The organism is Novosphingobium sp. (assembly GCF_965228995.1).
In the GTDB taxonomy this organism is placed as follows: domain Bacteria; phylum Pseudomonadota; class Alphaproteobacteria; order Sphingomonadales; family Sphingomonadaceae; genus Novosphingobium.
The window spans coordinates 3,460,762-3,477,076 of the sequence record NZ_OZ245852.1; the positions used below are offsets into that span (position 1 = coordinate 3,460,762).

Sequence of the window (16,315 nt, forward strand, 5' to 3'; positions counted from 1 at the left end):
GACTTAGCCCTCCTGACCATCGACGGCGGTCTCGACCGCAGCGGTGTCTTCCGCAGGCGTATCGGCAGCCGCCGTGGTGTCGTTGCTGTTGGCAGCCTGCTTGAGGCCGGCCGGATAGGGAGCCTCGGCGTGGCGGTCGATCTTGACCGCGTCGCGCATGAGCAGCCAGCCGTTCTTCGAGCCGGGCACCGAGCCCTTGACGAAGATCAGGCCGCGCTCATCATCCGTGCGGACGACTTCGAGGTTCTGCTGGGTGCGCTGACGGTCGCCCATGTGGCCGGCCATCTTCTTGTTCTTGAAAACGCGGCCCGGATCCTGGCGGTTACCCGTCGAACCGTGGGCACGGTGCGAGATCGACACACCGTGGGTGGCGCGCATACCGCCGAAGCCCCAACGCTTCATGGCGCCGGCGAAGCCCTTGCCCTGCGTGTGACCGGTGATGTCGACATACTGGCCGGGCACAAAGTGCGAGGCAGCGATGGTCGAGCCGACTTCGAGCAGCGCGTCGTCAGCGACGCGGAACTCGGCGACTTCCATCTTCAGTTCGACTTCAGCCTTGGCGAAGTGCTCGCGCTGCGGCTTGGCGACGTTCTTCTGCTTGGCCTGACCAGCACCGAGCTGAACAGCGACGTAACCGTCGCGCTCTTCGGTGCGGACCGAGACCACCTGGCAATTTTCAAGCGCCAGAACGGTAACCGGCACGTGCCGTCCGTCGTCCTGGAACACTCGGGTCATCCCGAGCTTTTTAACGATCACGCCGGTGCGCATGACCATACTCCTTACAGAGGCCTTGCGAGGACCATCCCCGCGAGGCGTGTTCAGCCCGTATGTGAAACGCGCCCCGTCCGGGCTGAGTGCCCCCGCCGGTGCGGCAGGAGCGAACGGGGGACGCTTGCCCGACTGTGGCCCATTTGGGCCGGCGCCGGAGGTATCCCATTGTCCGAGAGGCTCAGTCGCCTCTTAAACTCTGGTGCCCCGCCGAAGCGGGACCGAATTCTTACGCGACCCCCGCTTTCGCGGGGGCAGGGTCAGCTGGCTTAAGCCAGCTTGATCTCGACGTTGACGCCAGCAGCGAGGTCGAGCTTCATGAGCGCGTCCACGGTAGCGGCGTTGGGCTGCACGATATCGAGCAGCCGCTTGTAGGTGCGAACCTCGAACTGCTCGCGCGACTTCTTGTCGACGTGCGGACCGCGGTTGACGCAGAACTTCTCGATGCGCGTCGGCAACGGAATGGGGCCCCGGATCAGCGCGCCGGTGCGGCGAGCGGTGTCAGCGATCTCGCCAGTGGCCTGATCGAGCACGCGGTGATCGAAGGCTTTGAGGCGAATGCGGATATTCTGGGCGTCCATGTCCGTTTACCGATGCGAAAGAGCTAAAACAAAAAGACCAGCCGCTCCGCCCTCTCACCCTGCCCCAGCTGATGAAGCGAGGAGAAAGCGGGCCGCTGATCCGTAAAAACCGGCCGGCGGGGGAGCGAATCCCCCGCCGGAGCGCGGCCTATATTACTTCGTGATCGTGCTGACAACCCCCGAACCGACGGTACGGCCACCTTCGCGAATTGCGAAGCGCAGACCCGGATCCATCGCGATCGGCGCGATCAGCTTGACCGACAGCGACAGGTTGTCGCCGGGCATGACCATCTCGGTACCCTCGGGGAGGATAACTTCGCCGGTCACGTCGGTGGTGCGGAAGTAGAACTGCGGGCGGTAGTTGGCGAAGAACGGCGTGTGACGGCCACCTTCATCCTTCGACAGCACGTAGACCTCAGCCGTGAACTCGGTGTGCGGCGTGACCGAACCGGGCTTGCACAGCACCTGGCCGCGCTCGACGTCTTCACGCTTCACGCCGCGAACCAGCGCGCCGATGTTGTCGCCAGCTTCGCCCTGATCGAGCAGCTTGCGGAACATCTCGACGCCGGTGACGACGGTCTTCTGGGTGTTCTTGAGGCCGACGATCTCGACTTCCTCACCAACCTTGACGATGCCGGTCTCGACACGGCCGGTCACGACGGTGCCGCGACCCGAGATCGAGAACACGTCTTCCACCGGCATCAGGAACGGCTTGTCGGTCGGACGCGGGGGCTGCGGGATCCACGAGTCAACGGCAGCCATCAGGGCGTTGATCGAATCGCGGCCGATCGCATCGTCGCGGCCTTCGAGCGCGGCGAGAGCCGAACCCTTGACGAACGGGATGTCATCGCCTTCGAAGCCGTACGAGCTCAGCAGCTCGCGCATTTCCAGTTCGACGAGCTCGAGGATTTCCTCGTCGTCAACCTGGTCGACCTTGTTCATGTACACGACCAGAGCGGGAACGCCGACCTGACGCGCAAGCAGGATGTGCTCGCGGGTCTGCGGCATCGGGCCGTCAGCCGAGTTCACGACCAGGATCGCGCCGTCCATCTGGGCGGCACCGGTGATCATGTTCTTCACGTAGTCAGCGTGACCCGGGCAATCGACGTGCGCGTAGTGGCGGTTGGCGGTCTCGTACTCGACGTGTGCGGTCGAGATGGTGATGCCGCGCTCGCGCTCTTCCGGAGCCTTGTCGATGTTCGCGTAGTCGGTGAACGTCGCGCCGCCGGTTTCGGCGAGGACCTTCGTGATCGCCGCCGTCAGGGTGGTCTTGCCATGGTCGACGTGACCGATGGTGCCGATGTTGCAGTGCGGCTTGGTCCGCTCAAACTTAGCCTTGGCCATTGCTCAAACCTTCTTCTCTAAAAAATTGCAGATACTGCGGGTTCGAGACGGCGCCCGCTGAATCAGGCGCCGCCCCTAGATTGATCCGCTTGCTTATGCAAGCCTGCCATCACCCGGAATTCGCCCGAGTGGCGAATTGCCGGGAAAAGGGCTTACGCCATCTTCGCCTTGATCTCGGTCGCGACGTTCGCCGGAACCTCGTCGTAGTGATCGAAGAACATCGAGTAGTTCGCACGGCCCTGCGTGAACGAGCGAAGCTGGTTCACGTAGCCGAACATGTTCGCGAGCGGAACCATGGCGACAACCGCCTGGGCATTGCCCCGGCTGTCGGTGCCCTGAATCTGACCACGCCGCGAATTGATGTCGCCGATCACGTCACCGAGGTATTCCTCAGGCGTGATCACCTCGACCTTCATGATCGGTTCGAGCAGCTTGATCCCCGACTTCTGGGCCACTTCGCGCATCGCAGCACGGGCACAGATTTCGAAAGCCAGTGCCGACGAGTCGACGTCGTGGTAGGCGCCGTCGTAGAGCAGAACTTCGAAGTCGATGATCGGGAAGCCGATCAGCGAGCCGGTCAAAGCGGTTTCGCGGAAGCCCTTCTCAATCGCGGGGATATATTCCTTCGGAATGTTACCGCCCTTGATCTCGTCCTTGAAGACAAAGCCCGAACCGCGCTCGCCCGGCGTGACCTTCACCTTGACGCGGCCGAACTGGCCAGTGCCGCCCGACTGCTTCTTGTGGGTGTAGTCGATGTCCACCGGCTTGCCGAGGTATTCACGGTAAGCCACCTGCGGCGCACCGACGTTGGCTTCGACCTTGAACTCGCGCTTCATGCGGTCGACCAGGATCTCGAGGTGGAGTTCGCCCATGCCCTTGATGATGGTCTGGCCGGATTCGTGATCGGTCGAGACGCGGAAGCTGGGATCTTCGGCCGAGAGACGATTGAGCGCGATGCCCATCTTCTCCTGGTCGGCCTTGGTCTTTGGCTCCACCGAAAGCTCGATCACCGGCTCTGGGAATTCCATCCGTTCGAGAATGATCGGCTGCCGTTCCGAGCACAGCGTATCACCGGTGGTGGTCTCCTTGAGACCGGCCAGCGCGACGATGTCACCCGCATAGGCCACATCGATGTCTTCGCGGTTGTTGGAGTGCATCAGCAGCATGCGGCCGACCTTCTCCTTCTTGTTCTTCACCGAATTCAGGTAGCTGCCCTTGGTCAGCGTGCCCGAATAGATGCGGGTGAAGGTCAGCGAACCGACGAAGGGATCGTTCATGATCTTGAACGCAAGCGCCGAGAACGGAGCGTCGTCTGCAGTGGCACGGCTGTCGGGCTCGTCGGTGTCAGGGTTGATGCCCTGCACGTCTTCGATGTCGAGCGGGCTCGGCAGGTAGTCGACAACCGCGTCGAGCAGGGGCTGCACGCCCTTGTTCTTGAACGCCGAGCCGCACAGCACGGGCACGAAAGACTGGTTGAGCGTGCCCTTGCGGATCAGCGCCTTGAGAGTCGCCACGTCGGGCTCGTTGCCATCGAGGTAGGCTTCCATTGCGTCGTCGTCCTGCTCGACAGCGAGTTCGATCAGCGTGTTGCGGTACTCGGCAGCCTCGTCAGCAAGGTCAGCCGGGATTTCCTCGTAGGAGAACTCGGCGCCGAGGCTCTCGTCCTTCCAGATGATCGCGCGCTGCTCGACGAGGTCGACCAAGCCCCGGAAATCGCTTTCCGCACCGATCGGGAGATACAGCACAGCCGGCTTCGCGCCGAGGCGATCGATGATCGTCTGCACGCAGTACTTGAAGTTCGCGCCGGTGCGGTCGAGCTTGTTGATGAAGCACATGCGCGGCACACCATACTTGTCAGCCTGGCGCCACACGGTTTCCGACTGCGGCTCAACGCCGGCAACGCCGTCGAACGCGGCAACCGCGCCGTCGAGCACGCGCAGCGAACGCTCGACTTCAATCGTGAAGTCGACGTGGCCGGGTGTGTCGATGATGTTCAGGCGGTGGTCGTTCCAGAAGCAGGTCGTCGCGGCCGACGTGATCGTGATGCCGCGCTCCTGCTCCTGCTCCATCCAGTCCATCGTTGCGGCGCCGTCGTGGACTTCGCCGATCTTGTAGGACTTGCCGGTGTAATAGAGGATACGCTCGGTCGTCGTGGTCTTGCCGGCGTCGATGTGCGCCATGATACCGAAGTTGCGATAGCGCTCGAGCGGATGGCTGCGGGCCATGGGAGGTTCCTTGGGTTCGGGATGGGCCGTAAGGTTGCGGCCCGCCCCATAGTGCTTTTAGCGTGACCGTTTCAAGACGGCCGCCTGATCAGTTTGTGACCAATCGGCGGCCCTCTTGGGCAGTGCGCCTTACTAGTGCCGGGTTATTAGCGCCAGATTACCAGTGCCAGATTACCAGCGCCGGATTACCAGCGATAGTGGCTGAAGGCGCGGTTGGCGTCGGCCATGCGGTGGGTGTCTTCACGCTTCTTGACCGCGTTGCCGCGGTTGTTGGCCGCATCAAGCAGCTCGGCCGAAAGGCGCGCCGACATGGTGGTCTCGCTGCGGTTGCGCGCAGCGGTGATCAGCCAGCGGATCGCGAGAGCCTGTGCACGCTCGGCACGCACTTCGACGGGGACCTGATAGGTCGCACCACCGACGCGGCGGCTGCGGACTTCGATCTGCGGCTTCACGTTGTTGAGCGCATCATGGAACAGCTGCAGCGGATCCGCCTTTGCGCGGGTCTGCATGGTTTCCATGGCACCGTAAACGATGCTTTCCGCGACCGACTTTTTCCCATCGAGCATGAGGTTGTTCATGAACTTCGACAGGATCTGATCGTTGAACTTCGGATCCGGCAGGATCTCCCGCTTTTCCGGACGACGACGACGAGACATATTTCGTACTCCTTCGAAGCGCGGCGGGCCCGGCCGGGCCCGCCTTGCAGCTCCGATCCCAGATGAAACTTACTTCGGACGCTTGGCGCCGTACTTCGAACGCGACTGCTTGCGGTCCTTGACACCCTGGGTATCGAGAACGCCGCGCAGCACGTGGTAGCGCACGCCCGGAAGGTCGCGCACACGGCCGCCGCGGATGAGCACAACCGAGTGCTCCTGCAGGTTGTGGCCTTCGCCCGGGATGTACGAAATCACTTCGCGGCTGTTGGTCAGGCGGATCTTGGCCACCTTGCGCAGCGCCGAGTTCGGCTTCTTCGGGGTCGTCGTGTAGACGCGGGTGCAGACGCCGCGCTTCTGCGGATTCTGCTCCATCGCAGGGACCTTGGACTTGGTCTTCTGCGGTTCGCGGCCCTTGCGGACCAGCTGGTTGATAGTGGGCATGAAGGACTCTTCACCTTGGTTGCGGGCGCGGCAGGAACCAGGTGAAGGTTTGCGGGAAATCTCATCCAGCGGCGGGCAAGGCCGAATGACCTTGCACCGGAGCGCTGCATGAGCCGAAAACACTCCACCCGGGGCAAGTCGCCACCGGGTTACTTTGACGGCTAGCGGCAAGGAGTGGACCATCGCTCCCGATTCGGGAGGCTGGACCAAAACACAAGAGGGACCCGCGAATGGCAGCAAAACTGCCTTCGAGGCCCCACTTGCCGCGCACCGGCAATGTTCAGCTCTGTTGAACCGATTGGCCGATAGCCATTCGGGACGAGGCGCCCTTATGCCGGATCCGCCCGCCGGTCAAGCATCAAGCCGCCGGCGGGCCGGAGCCGGGGGCTATTCGGCTGCCTCTGCAACCGGCGCGGACCGGCGCATGATCGATCCGACGCCGTGCTCGACTGTAGCGAGCGCGACATGGAGGTAATCGTCCATGGCGGCAAGACCCCGCGCCGAGAGACGCACGAACGTGCGGCGTCCGTCGCGGTCATCTTCCTCTCGTTCGACCAATTCACGTGCCTCAAGGATGCGCAGCCAGCGCAGCGCCGTGGTCGGCGGGACGTTGGCCCCGATACAGGCGCTGGTGGTGGGCACGGACCGGTTCTCGCGCGTCGCGACATAGAGATCGAGCAGGATGTCCCAGGTCGGCTCTCCGAACAGGTCACCCGGCAAGTGCCGATCACGGCGGCGGCGGATCGCGTAAGTCTCGCGGGCAAAGGCGAGCAGAGCTTCGGGCGTAATCCGCGCCGAAGCCTCCTGCAGGGCAGGAGCGAGCGAATTCGTGATGTCGCGCACGGCCGGGCGCTGGCCTGCGCCAAACTCCTCCTTGGCCGCGGCGGCATCGACGAGGGCGGCAGGGGTGGCACGGCGCAAGGCGGCGCGGCGGCGGCCCCGCTCATGGCGGCGGACAGTACGCACCATCATGCAATGCGCCACGAATGATAGCGGCCGATGCGGCGCTGGCGCGCGACATGCGCCCCGGTGCCGATTGCCAGCACGACAATCTGGAAGAGAAAAGGCATTTGCGTCATTGTCCAATAGGCTCGGCGGACCATGTCCACTTCCCAGAGCTTGGCGATATGACCGAGCACAACGAGGACCTGTGAGGCAGAAACCCACAGCGGCCAGCCGCGATTGGCATAGAGCGCCACCCAGAGGAGGGTAAGGAAGGCCCAGACATCGATTACCAGGTGTCCCGGGTTGACCATGTACCAGGCCGGATCGCCGAACAGCATGTGATTACCCACATCCAGAACGAATGTGGAGAGGAGCACCGCCGCCACCAGTTGTTCGGGTTCATCGCCCTTGCGGGCCGCGAACAACACAGTGGCGACCAGCGCCAAACGGAGAATCCAGAGCCAGTCCATCGCACATCAGGATCCAGGGAGAGCCAGCCGGGCGGGCATTACGCCACCCGGGCAACGACCGCAGCATCGACGAGTTGGGCACTTTCGAGCAGCGCTGCTGGCGGGCACTTGTCGTTGCCGCCGCAGGTTTCAGCCGCGATCATGCTGAGACGGCCATGGACACGGGCGAGTTCGCCGCCGGCATCGAGCATGGCCTGCTGGCTCTTGACGAGACGCATCAGGGCCTCCTGCCCGAGAAAGGGCGCAACGCCGGTATCGCGGCGGGCGCCAACCATGGTCGTGAGAAGCTGCGCCTGGCGCACGAGTGCTTCGTCAAGTGCGGCCTCGGCCTGATGCAGATCGCGGGCAATCCGCAGTTGAGCCACCGCAAGCGGCATCTCGGACGTGGTCTTGGTTGCAGACGCAGTCATCACTGTCTCTCCTTGCTTGGAGCCCCCCGGGGATCCGATCAATCCAAGTGTGCGGAGAGGTTCGTGCAAGCTCAGTGCGCGATGATCTGCGAAAGCTGCGCAAACATCGCGAGACCACCCATCACGATCAGGATCAGGAACATGGCGAAAACCGCAATGGTTCCGAGCCGGATATACGTGCCGTAAGGCCCGTCGAACATCTCCGGGAGGACACGGTGGTAGGGCTCGGCCACTACCTCGCCCCTCTGAGACACAACCTTTGGCAGTGCTTCATGGCGGCTCGGCGGGCTTTGGTTCCAGACCGTCGCGTTTTCCCGAACCCGTTCATGCGAGGCATCAAGCGGCTGCGCGACGTCGGAAAAACGATATACGGATTGTTCGTATATGGATGCAGCTGTGGCTATATCTGAGATGAGACGGCGGTATGCTTGGGCGACCTCGCTCCGCGTCGCAACACCCAGTTTGGCGCGGGCCAGCATTATCCGTTGGTCGACGGTGTGGTGGGAAATGCCAAGAATGCGCGATATTTCCTTTGAGGTCTTGTGCTCGATCAGGAGGTCCAGCACCGCGCGCTGCTTTTCGGTGAGGGAAAGCAGGGTGGCCTGGCTGGCCGGCGAAGGGCGTTGCGGGGTAAAATTCACCGCATCGCTTTGCGCCCGGCTTTGGTCAGGCGGGGGTTGGTCCGGGTCCTCCGCACCCCGGGGGAGCGGCGACACGACAATATGGTCCGGCTTGCTCATGTTTTTTATTGCGATCCCGAAAGCGCCATTAAGGTGGTAAAAGTGAAGGAATAATCTCTTGGCCGCAAGATCAACTCGATCACTGAATCAGATATCCATGGCATAAAGGCTGACCCGACATTGCGGCAGGGTCCGAAAAATCATAGTTTCCCCTAACATCGGTTAAAACTCTTATTAACCGCGGAGAAAGGACGTAATGAGGTCGCGGTTGTTCGCACGGCGAACCGGAAAGGTTCTGGCGACCAGCCGGGCCGCGATGGCACTTGTCTTTCTCCTTGCGCTCCTGATTGATCCCTCGGCTCCGCGGAAAGAGGGCGTCACGATCTACCTCCTGCTTTCGGCCTACCTTGCCGGCGCCGGGGTGATGATCGTGATCGCCTGGCGTAGCTGGTGGTGGGAATTCCGCCTCGCCCCGTGGGTCCACGGGATCGACACGCTGGCGTTTGTTCTGGCGGTCTATTTCTCCGAAGCTGGCAAAGCAGATTTCAACAGTCCGTTCATGTCGCTCACCGCGTTTCTCCTGATCAGCGCCACTTTGCGCTGGGGCTGGTTCGCAGTTGCGTGGACATCGTTGGCGCTGGTGGCGCTGAACCTGGTGATCGGCAGCGGCCTGTTCTTGTCCGACCTGCCAATCGATCTCTACCGCTACGGGCGGCGGCTGATGTACCTCGGCGTGCTGTCGATGATGATGGTGTGGCTGAGCGGCGAACAGCGCGGTCCGCGCTCGGCGCCGATGCCGCGTACTCCGGGAACGCCGGGCGAGCGGCGCAATGCCATTCTCGTCGATACCCTCACCTTTGCCCGGGTCGCGCTCCAGGCGCGCGGAGCGGCCATCGCCGTGCCGCACGGCGAGGAGCCGTGGACGGAGCTGCTGCGCGATTCGGGCTATGCAGTGATCGTCGACCGGCTCGGGCCTGAAGTTCTGGAAGGCAGCTTCGGCGAGCCCGACCGCGCCGCCCTGATCGACCGCGTGCGCGGGCGCCGCATCATCAGCCGCCCCAGTTCCTACCCGCTCGCCCTCCCCGGCCCCGTCAACGCGCCGCTTGCCGCGCGGTGCGGGGTCGATGAAGCGATGATCGTGACTTTCGATACGGCGGCCGGCCCCGGACAGCTGCTGATCTGGGGTATTCCCGATATGTGCGTGGACGATCTTTCGTTGGTCGAGATGATCGGGCGCCATCTCAGCACCGAACTCGACCGAGAGGATCTGGCCGAACTCGCCCAGGCCGCATCCGCTGCGGCGCTGCGCGATGCGCTCGCGCGCGATCTGCATGACAGCGTCGCGCAGTTCCTTGCCGGCACCCTGTTCCGGCTCGAGGCGCTCTCGCGCTGGGTGCGGGACGGCCATGATCCCACTCCGGAGATCAACGATCTCAAGACCGCGCTTCGGCGCGAGCAGGGCGAGCTGCGCGCGATGATCCAGCGCTTGCGGCGAGGTGAGGAAGGCGATCGCCGCACCGACCTCGTGGAGGAACTCGAGACACTGCTCGGCGAAATGAGCCAGCACTGGCAAATCGCGGTCAAGCTCGACGCGCAGGTGCGGCCCATGCCGGTCTCGATCAGCCTTGCCCACGAACTGCGCCAGGTGCTGCGCGAGGCCGTGGCCAACGCCGCCCGTCACGGCGCGTGCCGCGAAGTGATGGTCTCGATCGGCACCGGCGGGCCAGGCCTGCAGCTGCGCATCACCGATGACGGCGAAGGCTTCCCGGCCGACTGCGCGCTGCCCCGCCCGCGCTCTATCAGTGAACGGGTAGAGGCACTGGGCGGAACCCTTTCAATCTGGCATAACCATCCCGGTGCCACGCTCGATATAGCCCTGCCCAATAGGATTGCCTGATGATTCCGATTCTTGTTGCCGATGATCACGGGTTCATTCGCGCTGGCGTCGAAGCCGTGCTGCGGGGAAGCCCGTTTCAGGTGGTTGCCGCTACCGCCAGCGGCGAGGAGACGCTGGCGGCGATCGCCACGCATGATCCCGCGATCGTCCTGCTCGATATCAACATGCCGGGCATGAACGGCGTCCAGGCGCTGGAAGCCCTGCGTTCGCGGGGGGACAAGCGCGCAGTGGTGCTGCTGACGGCGGGGATCAATGATCGCCAGCTGCTCGCAGTGATGCGCGCCGGGGTTGAGGGCATCGTCTACAAGGACGGCGCCGAGGGCGGCCTCGTCGAAGTGCTCGAGAAAGTCCACGCAGGCGGGAAGGCCATTGATTCCGCGCTGCTCCAGCGCGCGCTCGATCTTTCGCTCAGCGCCGATACCGGCGGCCCGCTCGAACGGCTCAACCAGCGCGAGCGGCGGATCGCGCGGCTCGTCGCGCGCGGCATGCGCAACCGCGATATCGGCAGCGAACTGGGCATCGGCGAAGGCACGGTGAAGGTCTACCTCCACGCCATGTACCAGAAGCTGGGGATCGAGAACCGCACCGAACTCGCCCTGCTCGCGGTCAACGATCCCGGCGAATAGGCCCGCCGCGCTGACCGCCTGGCCGATTTTCAGGCCGGCTCGAGCACCACGGTAGCGGCAGCGGTGTTGCTGATCGGCACGTGATAGTTGCGCATGACCAGAGCCTGCGGTGCATCGCCCAACGCGCCGCGCGCGGCGATCCAGTTGAGGATTTCCACCCCTTGCGTGCCGGCCAGCTCGGCCACTTCCTCCGCAGAATGCACGGTCAGCGCAGCGGGGTTCTCCGCCAGATGATCGAGGCAGAACCGGTCGTACTCCGGGTTCATGAACCCGGCGCGCGCGCCTTCGAGCTGGTGCGAAAGGCCGCCGGTGCCCATCACCAGGATGCGTTCATCGCCTTTCCAGCTGCGCAGCGCCTGCCCGACTGCGCGCCCGAGTGCGAAGCATCGGCGTGGTGATGGCAGCGGAAACTGCACGGTATTGATCGCGATGGGCACAAGCTTGACCGGCCACGCCCCGGCATCGGGCCAAGCCAGCTCGAAGGGGATCGAGAGCGCGTGATCGACCATCATTTTCTGGCAGGTCGTGATGTCGAATTCGGCCTCGACCAGCGCCTCGATCAGGTGCCACGAGAGGTTCGGGTGCCCCGTGAAGCTCTTGTAGACCGGCAGGCCCCAGCCCTCGTCGGCATTATCGTACCGCGCGGCCGCGCCGACCGCGAACGTGGGCATGGCATCGAGGAAGAAATTGAGCCCGTGGTCGTTGTAAAACACGACTGCGACATCAGGGGCGACATCGGCGAGCCACTGGCGCACTGGCGGAAGCCCGTCGAAAAAGGGCTTCCAGTATTCGGCCTCCTGATCTCCGCGCTGGATCGCCCCGCCGATGGCCGGAACGTGGCTGGTGAAATATCCTCCGACAACTTGTGCCATCATGCTGTCTCCGCCTGACGGGCCCGTGGGCCGAGATGCAGCCCGCCGAGCGCGGGATCGACCCCGGCGCGCGCCGCAACGAGCATCGCCTTGAATTCGGCCACGCTGCGCCCGGTCTGCAGTGCGCCGAGATCCTGCACATTGAGCCCGAAGATGCCGGCAAGCTTGGCGAGGTAGTAAACATTGCCGCCGGCCGCGAGCATTGCTGGCACATCGCGCGCAGCAACTGCGGCGCGCTGCTCCGGCGTCAGGCCATACTTGCGGCAATAGTCGTCCTCGCCCGCCACGAAGGCCGAACGGTTCCCGGCATCGTTGAAGGAATAGCACATCGCGTTGAGGGCAAAGCCGCGTTCCGCCAGTTCGCCGTCGAACAGGGCAGTTCCCGGAATGGAGCGGCGCAGGGCTCGCGGATCGGAACCTGTTTCAGACGAAGATGACATGGCCGCATCTCTCACTGGATGGTTGGAAAACCTCGCTATCCTCGTATCTAGCGGTGCCGGAGCGCCAGCGAATTGACCAAGGTCAATCCATTCTTCGCAAAAATGAAATGCCGCCCGATAGGCAGTGTTACGTAACAAGTCTTGCGGATTGCGCGGCATGCTGTGCGCGGCCAAACCGCCGGTATGGCCCTCTCCAACGCCGAGCGGCAGCGCCGCTATCGCCAGAACCTCAAATTGCGCGCCTCGCCCGATGGCGCGGGCGAGCAGGCACGCACGGCGGCCGAGCGCGCGGTGCAGGCGCTCTGGGCATTTCACCAGCGGCCGGGGCCGGGCGGAATCGACTGGGCGGCTATCGACGGTTGCGCCACGCTTGCCGAGTACCGCTCCGAACTGGAGCGAAGCCCGGGCAATCTCATTCAGGCAGCGCGGGCCTTCCTCCCCGATTTTGCGGGGCTGACGGGGGAAGAAGCGCACGCTGTCGCGGTGATCATCGAGATTTCCGACGCGCTCAGGCTAGCTCCGCGCCGCCGCCTTCATCCATCTGTCGAGGGCTGAGCGCTGGCGCAGCCTGTCTGCAAAGCTTAACCATTTGCTATTACTAACAATGGGTTAATGGCGTTTCTTGTCAGCTTGAACAATGTTCTGCGGGCAGTCACGGACCTATGATCCGGCGTCAAAAACTGCGATTTTCCGAACCGGATGAGGGACAACTACGTTACAATCGGCCTTTGCCAGACCGCACGGCAGTAATGCATTGGTCGAGTCCGGTGCCAATGAGGATGCAAGTGCGCTTGCTGGTGGGGTTCCGATGGGTTAGCCGCCGGGTGACAGGGGAAGTATGAACGTAGACCGTCAATTCATGCGGCTTTTCGCGGCGCGCTATCGCAGCGGCCTGATTCTGGTCGCAATTGCCAGCGTCATGCTCAATGTGCTGGTATTTGCCGGTTCTGCCTACATGCTGCTGGTTTATGACTCGGTTTTGCCGAGCCGCAGTGTGCCGACGCTGGTCGGTCTGTTCGGCATGCTGCTGCTGGTCTACGCGTTCCAATCGGTGTTCGAGGCAATTCGGAACGAAGCACTGCTTGGTATTGCCAATGGCGTTCACGACGACTTGTTCGAAGCTGTCCACTACGCCACCGTTACGCGCCCTTTGCGCGCTGGCGCTGACAAAGGCGACGGCCTGCAGTTCACGCGAGACCTTGATTCCATTCACACTTTTCTAGCTGGCCAGGGCCCGGTCGCGCTGATCGACCTTCCGTGGGTGATCACGTTCATGATTGTCTTGTTCGCCCTGCACTGGTGGCTGGGCGTGACGGCGCTGGCCGGCGTGATCAGCATGGCCGGCATTGCGATCATCTCGAACCGCCGCACGCAAGCCGGATCGCGGGAGCTTTCGACCATCACCGGACGTCGCTCCGCCGCCGCGCTTTCGGAAATCCGCTTTGCCGAAAGCGCGCTCGCCATGGGCATGCAGGAGCGGCTCGTGGCCCGCACGGCAAGCTGGGAAACCGGCTTTATCGAAGCGCAGTCCTACCTCTCGCGCACCGTCTCGCGGCTTGGCGGGGCTAGCAAAGCGTTCCGCATGCTGCTGCAATCGCTGATCCTCACAGTCGGCGCACTGCTGGTGATTGATGGCAAGGCCAGCGGCGGCGTGATTCTCGCGTCCTCGGTGCTTTCGGGCCGCGCTCTTGCGCCGGTCGATCAGGCGATTGCCAACTGGAAAGGCCTCATCGCGGCCCGCACCGGTTGGGGCAGGATCGCGCAGGCGGTCACCACGTTCCGCAAGCCCGCCACTCGCGGCGTCACGCTTGATCGGCCCTCGGCCGAGCTTTCGGTGCGCGATATCTGGGTGGCACCGCCAGGTACGCAGCGCTTTACGCTGTCGGGTATCTCCTTCACGTTGGCGCCGGGGCAGGTGTTGGCAGTGATCGGCCCCAGCGCTGCAGGCAAGACCACGCTGGTGCGCGCGATCCTTGGCATCTGGAAGCCCAACCGCGGCGAAGTCCGGCTCGACGGAGCAACGCTCGACCAATGGGATCCGGAAACACTGGGCAGCTATTTCGGCTACGTCCCGCAGACGGTCGACCTCGTTGACGGTACGATCGGCCAGAACATCGCGCGCTTCGATCCTGAAGCGACGTCCGAGGGCATTATGGCGGCAGCCAGGGCTGCGGGCATGCACGAAGTCATCCTTGCGCTCCCCGATGGGTATGAAACGCTGGTCTCGGCTGGGGCAGTGGAATTGTCCGCCGGCCAGCGCCAGCGAGTTGGCCTTGCCCGCGCGCTGTATGGCGATCCGTTCCTCCTCGTGCTCGACGAGGCCAATTCCAACCTTGATGCGGCCGGTGATGCGGCGCTGGCCAATGCCATCGCCGGCATGCGCGCACGCGGCGGGATCGTGATCATGATCACCCACCGCCCCGCCACGCTCGGCCCCGCGACGCACCTTGCCGTGATCAATGCCGGGCGGATGACCGATTTCGGCCCGCGCGATGACGTGATGCAGCGCATGCAGGCCCAGAACGCCCCCAGCCAGGTACCGCAGGGCTCACCGCCGGGCTCGGCCCAAGGTTCTGCCCAGGGCAGCAGCCCGGCGAAGGAGGCCACCGCATGAACATGCCCGCCACCATTCCCGATCCCGCACGCCAGCTTTTGCCGGTGTTCGGCGAGGAGGGGGCCGACAAGGCGCAGGCGCCAGTACTGCTGCGGCGCTTGCTGATGACGGTCGGCGCGCTGCTCATCGTGCTGTTCCTGCTCGCCGCGCTGATCCCGATGGGCGGCGCGGTGATCGGCAGCGGCGCGGTCGGCGTCGAATCGCGCGTAAAGCGCATTGCTCACCCCACCGGCGGCGTGATCAAGGCGATCTATGTGCATAACGGTGAGCACGTGACGCAGGGGCAACTGCTCATGCGGCTCGACGACCGGGTGACGGGCGCCGATGCGATCTATTCCAACCTCACGGTCGAACAGCTGCTGGCGCAGAAGGCGCGGCTCGAAGCGGAACGGCTCGGTTCGGGCAAGTTGCTGTTCCCGCCCGAACTCACCAATTCGAAGAGCCCCAGCGCGGCCAAGGCGATGGCGGACGAATCCCGCCTCTTCGCGATCCGCCAGACCGAGGAAGCGGGCCTGCGCGCACAGCTCGCCGCGCGCGTCCAACAATATAATGAGGAAATCCGCGGGCTGGAATCGCAGATCGCCGCGCTCAAGCAGCAGCGCAAGCTCATCGAGCCCGAGCGGCAAGGCGTGAAGGATTTGTGGGACAAGCAGCTCGTCACGATCAACCGCCTGAACCAGCTGGAACGCACCGCGGTCGATCTCGACGGCAATGTCGGCTCGCTTCAGGCCCAGATCGCGCAGGCGCGCGCCAAGATCACCGAAGCGCAGGAGCAATCGATCCAGCTTGGCCAGACGCGGCGCGTGCAGGCCGGCACGGATCTCGCGCAGGTCAATACCGCGCTCAACCAGCAGCAACTGCGCAGCGTGGCCGCGTCTGACCAGCAGGACCGCAGCGAGATCCGCGCGCCTTATACCGGGGTGATCGAGAAGATCGCCTTTGCCGCGATCGGCGATGTGGTGCGTCCGGCTGAACCGATCATGGAAATCGTGCCCGATCGCGATACCTTCGTGGTGGAAGCGATGATCAGCCCGAATGACATCGACCAGACGCTGAAGGGCCAGACCGCGCGAGTCCGCTTCACATCGTTCAACCGGCCGACCACGCCCGAGATCCTCGGCAAAGTCACATATGTGGCGACCGACCGCACCGAAAACCCCGAATCCCGGCAGGCCTATTACATGGTGCGGATTGAAGTCGATCAGGCCGCAGTGAAGAAGGAAGGCCTTGCACTGCGCAGCGGCATGCCGGCAGAAGTCTATATCGAAACGGGCAACCGTTCGATGCTCTCCTACGTCACGAAGCCGTTCATGGACCAGTTCATGCGCGCCTTCCGCGACAACTGA

Annotated in this window: 17 protein-coding genes; 5 read left to right on the plus strand and 12 right to left on the minus strand. The window is 63.7% G+C overall.

Annotation, left to right across the window (positions count from 1 at the left end; all coding sequences use genetic code 11):
• Window positions 1–3: 3 nt before the first annotated feature.
• From rplC to ACO056_RS15865, 10 genes are all read right to left on the minus strand, one after another.
• Window positions 4–768, minus strand: coding sequence for a 50S ribosomal protein L3 (gene rplC / locus ACO056_RS15820; protein ID WP_421848428.1), 765 nt, complete (start codon window positions 766–768; stop codon window positions 4–6).
• Between the two features lie 269 nt (window positions 769–1,037).
• The gene (gene rpsJ, locus ACO056_RS15825) at window positions 1,038–1,349 is read right to left on the minus strand and encodes a 30S ribosomal protein S10 (RefSeq protein WP_028639306.1); all 312 of its coding nucleotides are present in this window, start codon (window positions 1,347–1,349) and stop codon (window positions 1,038–1,040) included.
• Between the two features lie 153 nt (window positions 1,350–1,502).
• The gene (tuf, locus tag ACO056_RS15830) at window positions 1,503–2,693 is read right to left on the minus strand and encodes an elongation factor Tu (RefSeq protein WP_421839144.1); all 1,191 of its coding nucleotides are present in this window, start codon (window positions 2,691–2,693) and stop codon (window positions 1,503–1,505) included.
• Between the two features lie 152 nt (window positions 2,694–2,845).
• The gene (gene fusA, locus ACO056_RS15835; protein ID WP_421848430.1) at window positions 2,846–4,918 is read right to left on the minus strand and encodes an elongation factor G; all 2,073 of its coding nucleotides are present in this window, start codon (window positions 4,916–4,918) and stop codon (window positions 2,846–2,848) included.
• A 185-nt stretch (window positions 4,919–5,103) separates the two neighbouring features.
• Window positions 5,104–5,574, minus strand: coding sequence for a 30S ribosomal protein S7 (gene rpsG / locus ACO056_RS15840; protein WP_292948313.1), 471 nt, complete (start codon window positions 5,572–5,574; stop codon window positions 5,104–5,106).
• 69 nt (window positions 5,575–5,643) lie between these two features.
• Window positions 5,644–6,015, minus strand: a complete 372-nt coding sequence (gene rpsL, locus ACO056_RS15845; protein ID WP_054121067.1) for a 30S ribosomal protein S12 — start codon at window positions 6,013–6,015, stop codon at window positions 5,644–5,646.
• A 387-nt stretch (window positions 6,016–6,402) separates the two neighbouring features.
• Complete coding sequence (locus tag ACO056_RS15850; RefSeq protein WP_421848432.1) at window positions 6,403–6,987, minus strand: winged helix DNA-binding protein; 585 nt, start codon at window positions 6,985–6,987, stop codon at window positions 6,403–6,405.
• Complete coding sequence (locus ACO056_RS15855) at window positions 6,984–7,406, minus strand: hypothetical protein (protein ID WP_421848434.1); 423 nt, start codon at window positions 7,404–7,406, stop codon at window positions 6,984–6,986. The genes ACO056_RS15850 and ACO056_RS15855 overlap by 4 nt, the downstream gene beginning before the upstream one ends.
• Window positions 7,407–7,468: 62 nt before the next feature.
• Window positions 7,469–7,840: a hypothetical protein gene (locus tag ACO056_RS15860; protein WP_421848436.1), complete on the minus strand. Its 372-nt coding sequence runs from the start codon at window positions 7,838–7,840 to the stop codon at window positions 7,469–7,471.
• 71 nt (window positions 7,841–7,911) lie between these two features.
• Window positions 7,912–8,580 carry a helix-turn-helix domain-containing protein gene (locus tag ACO056_RS15865; protein WP_421848438.1) on the minus strand — a complete coding sequence of 223 codons (669 nt, stop codon included), beginning with the start codon at window positions 8,578–8,580 and terminating at the stop codon, window positions 7,912–7,914.
• Window positions 8,581–8,836: 256 nt separating this feature from the next.
• On the opposite strand from ACO056_RS15865, the gene ACO056_RS15870 reads away from it, so the two are divergent.
• Both ACO056_RS15870 and ACO056_RS15875 read left to right on the plus strand, forming a co-directional pair.
• On the plus strand, window positions 8,837–10,417 hold the full coding sequence (locus ACO056_RS15870) for a sensor histidine kinase (RefSeq protein ID WP_421848440.1): 1,581 nt from the start codon (window positions 8,837–8,839) through the stop codon (window positions 10,415–10,417).
• On the plus strand, window positions 10,417–11,043 hold the full coding sequence (locus ACO056_RS15875) for a response regulator (protein ID WP_421848441.1): 627 nt from the start codon (window positions 10,417–10,419) through the stop codon (window positions 11,041–11,043). The genes ACO056_RS15870 and ACO056_RS15875 overlap by 1 nt, the downstream gene beginning before the upstream one ends.
• Window positions 11,044–11,072: 29 nt before the next feature.
• Here the strand turns inward: ACO056_RS15875 and ACO056_RS15880 are convergent, their stop codons facing one another.
• Window positions 11,073–11,918, minus strand: coding sequence for a class III extradiol dioxygenase family protein (locus tag ACO056_RS15880; RefSeq protein WP_421848443.1), 846 nt, complete (start codon window positions 11,916–11,918; stop codon window positions 11,073–11,075).
• Window positions 11,915–12,355, minus strand: a complete 441-nt coding sequence (locus ACO056_RS15885) for a protocatechuate 4,5-dioxygenase subunit alpha (RefSeq protein WP_421848445.1) — start codon at window positions 12,353–12,355, stop codon at window positions 11,915–11,917. Before ACO056_RS15885 ends, ACO056_RS15880 begins: the two co-directional genes overlap by 4 nt.
• 183 nt (window positions 12,356–12,538) lie before the next feature.
• Here ACO056_RS15885 and ACO056_RS15890 point away from each other — a divergent pair, with 183 nt between their 5' ends.
• The 3 genes from ACO056_RS15890 to ACO056_RS15900 all read left to right on the plus strand — a co-directional run bounded on the left by ACO056_RS15890 (window position 12,539) and on the right by ACO056_RS15900 (window position 16,315).
• The gene (locus tag ACO056_RS15890) at window positions 12,539–12,910 is read left to right on the plus strand and encodes a hypothetical protein (RefSeq protein WP_421848447.1); all 372 of its coding nucleotides are present in this window, start codon (window positions 12,539–12,541) and stop codon (window positions 12,908–12,910) included.
• A 283-nt stretch (window positions 12,911–13,193) separates the two neighbouring features.
• Window positions 13,194–14,969, plus strand: a complete 1,776-nt coding sequence (locus ACO056_RS15895; protein WP_421848449.1) for a type I secretion system permease/ATPase — start codon at window positions 13,194–13,196, stop codon at window positions 14,967–14,969.
• Window positions 14,966–16,315 (plus strand): HlyD family type I secretion periplasmic adaptor subunit, encoded by a 1,350-nt coding sequence (locus ACO056_RS15900; RefSeq protein WP_421848451.1) that lies wholly within the window; start codon window positions 14,966–14,968, stop codon window positions 16,313–16,315. The genes ACO056_RS15895 and ACO056_RS15900 overlap by 4 nt, the downstream gene beginning before the upstream one ends.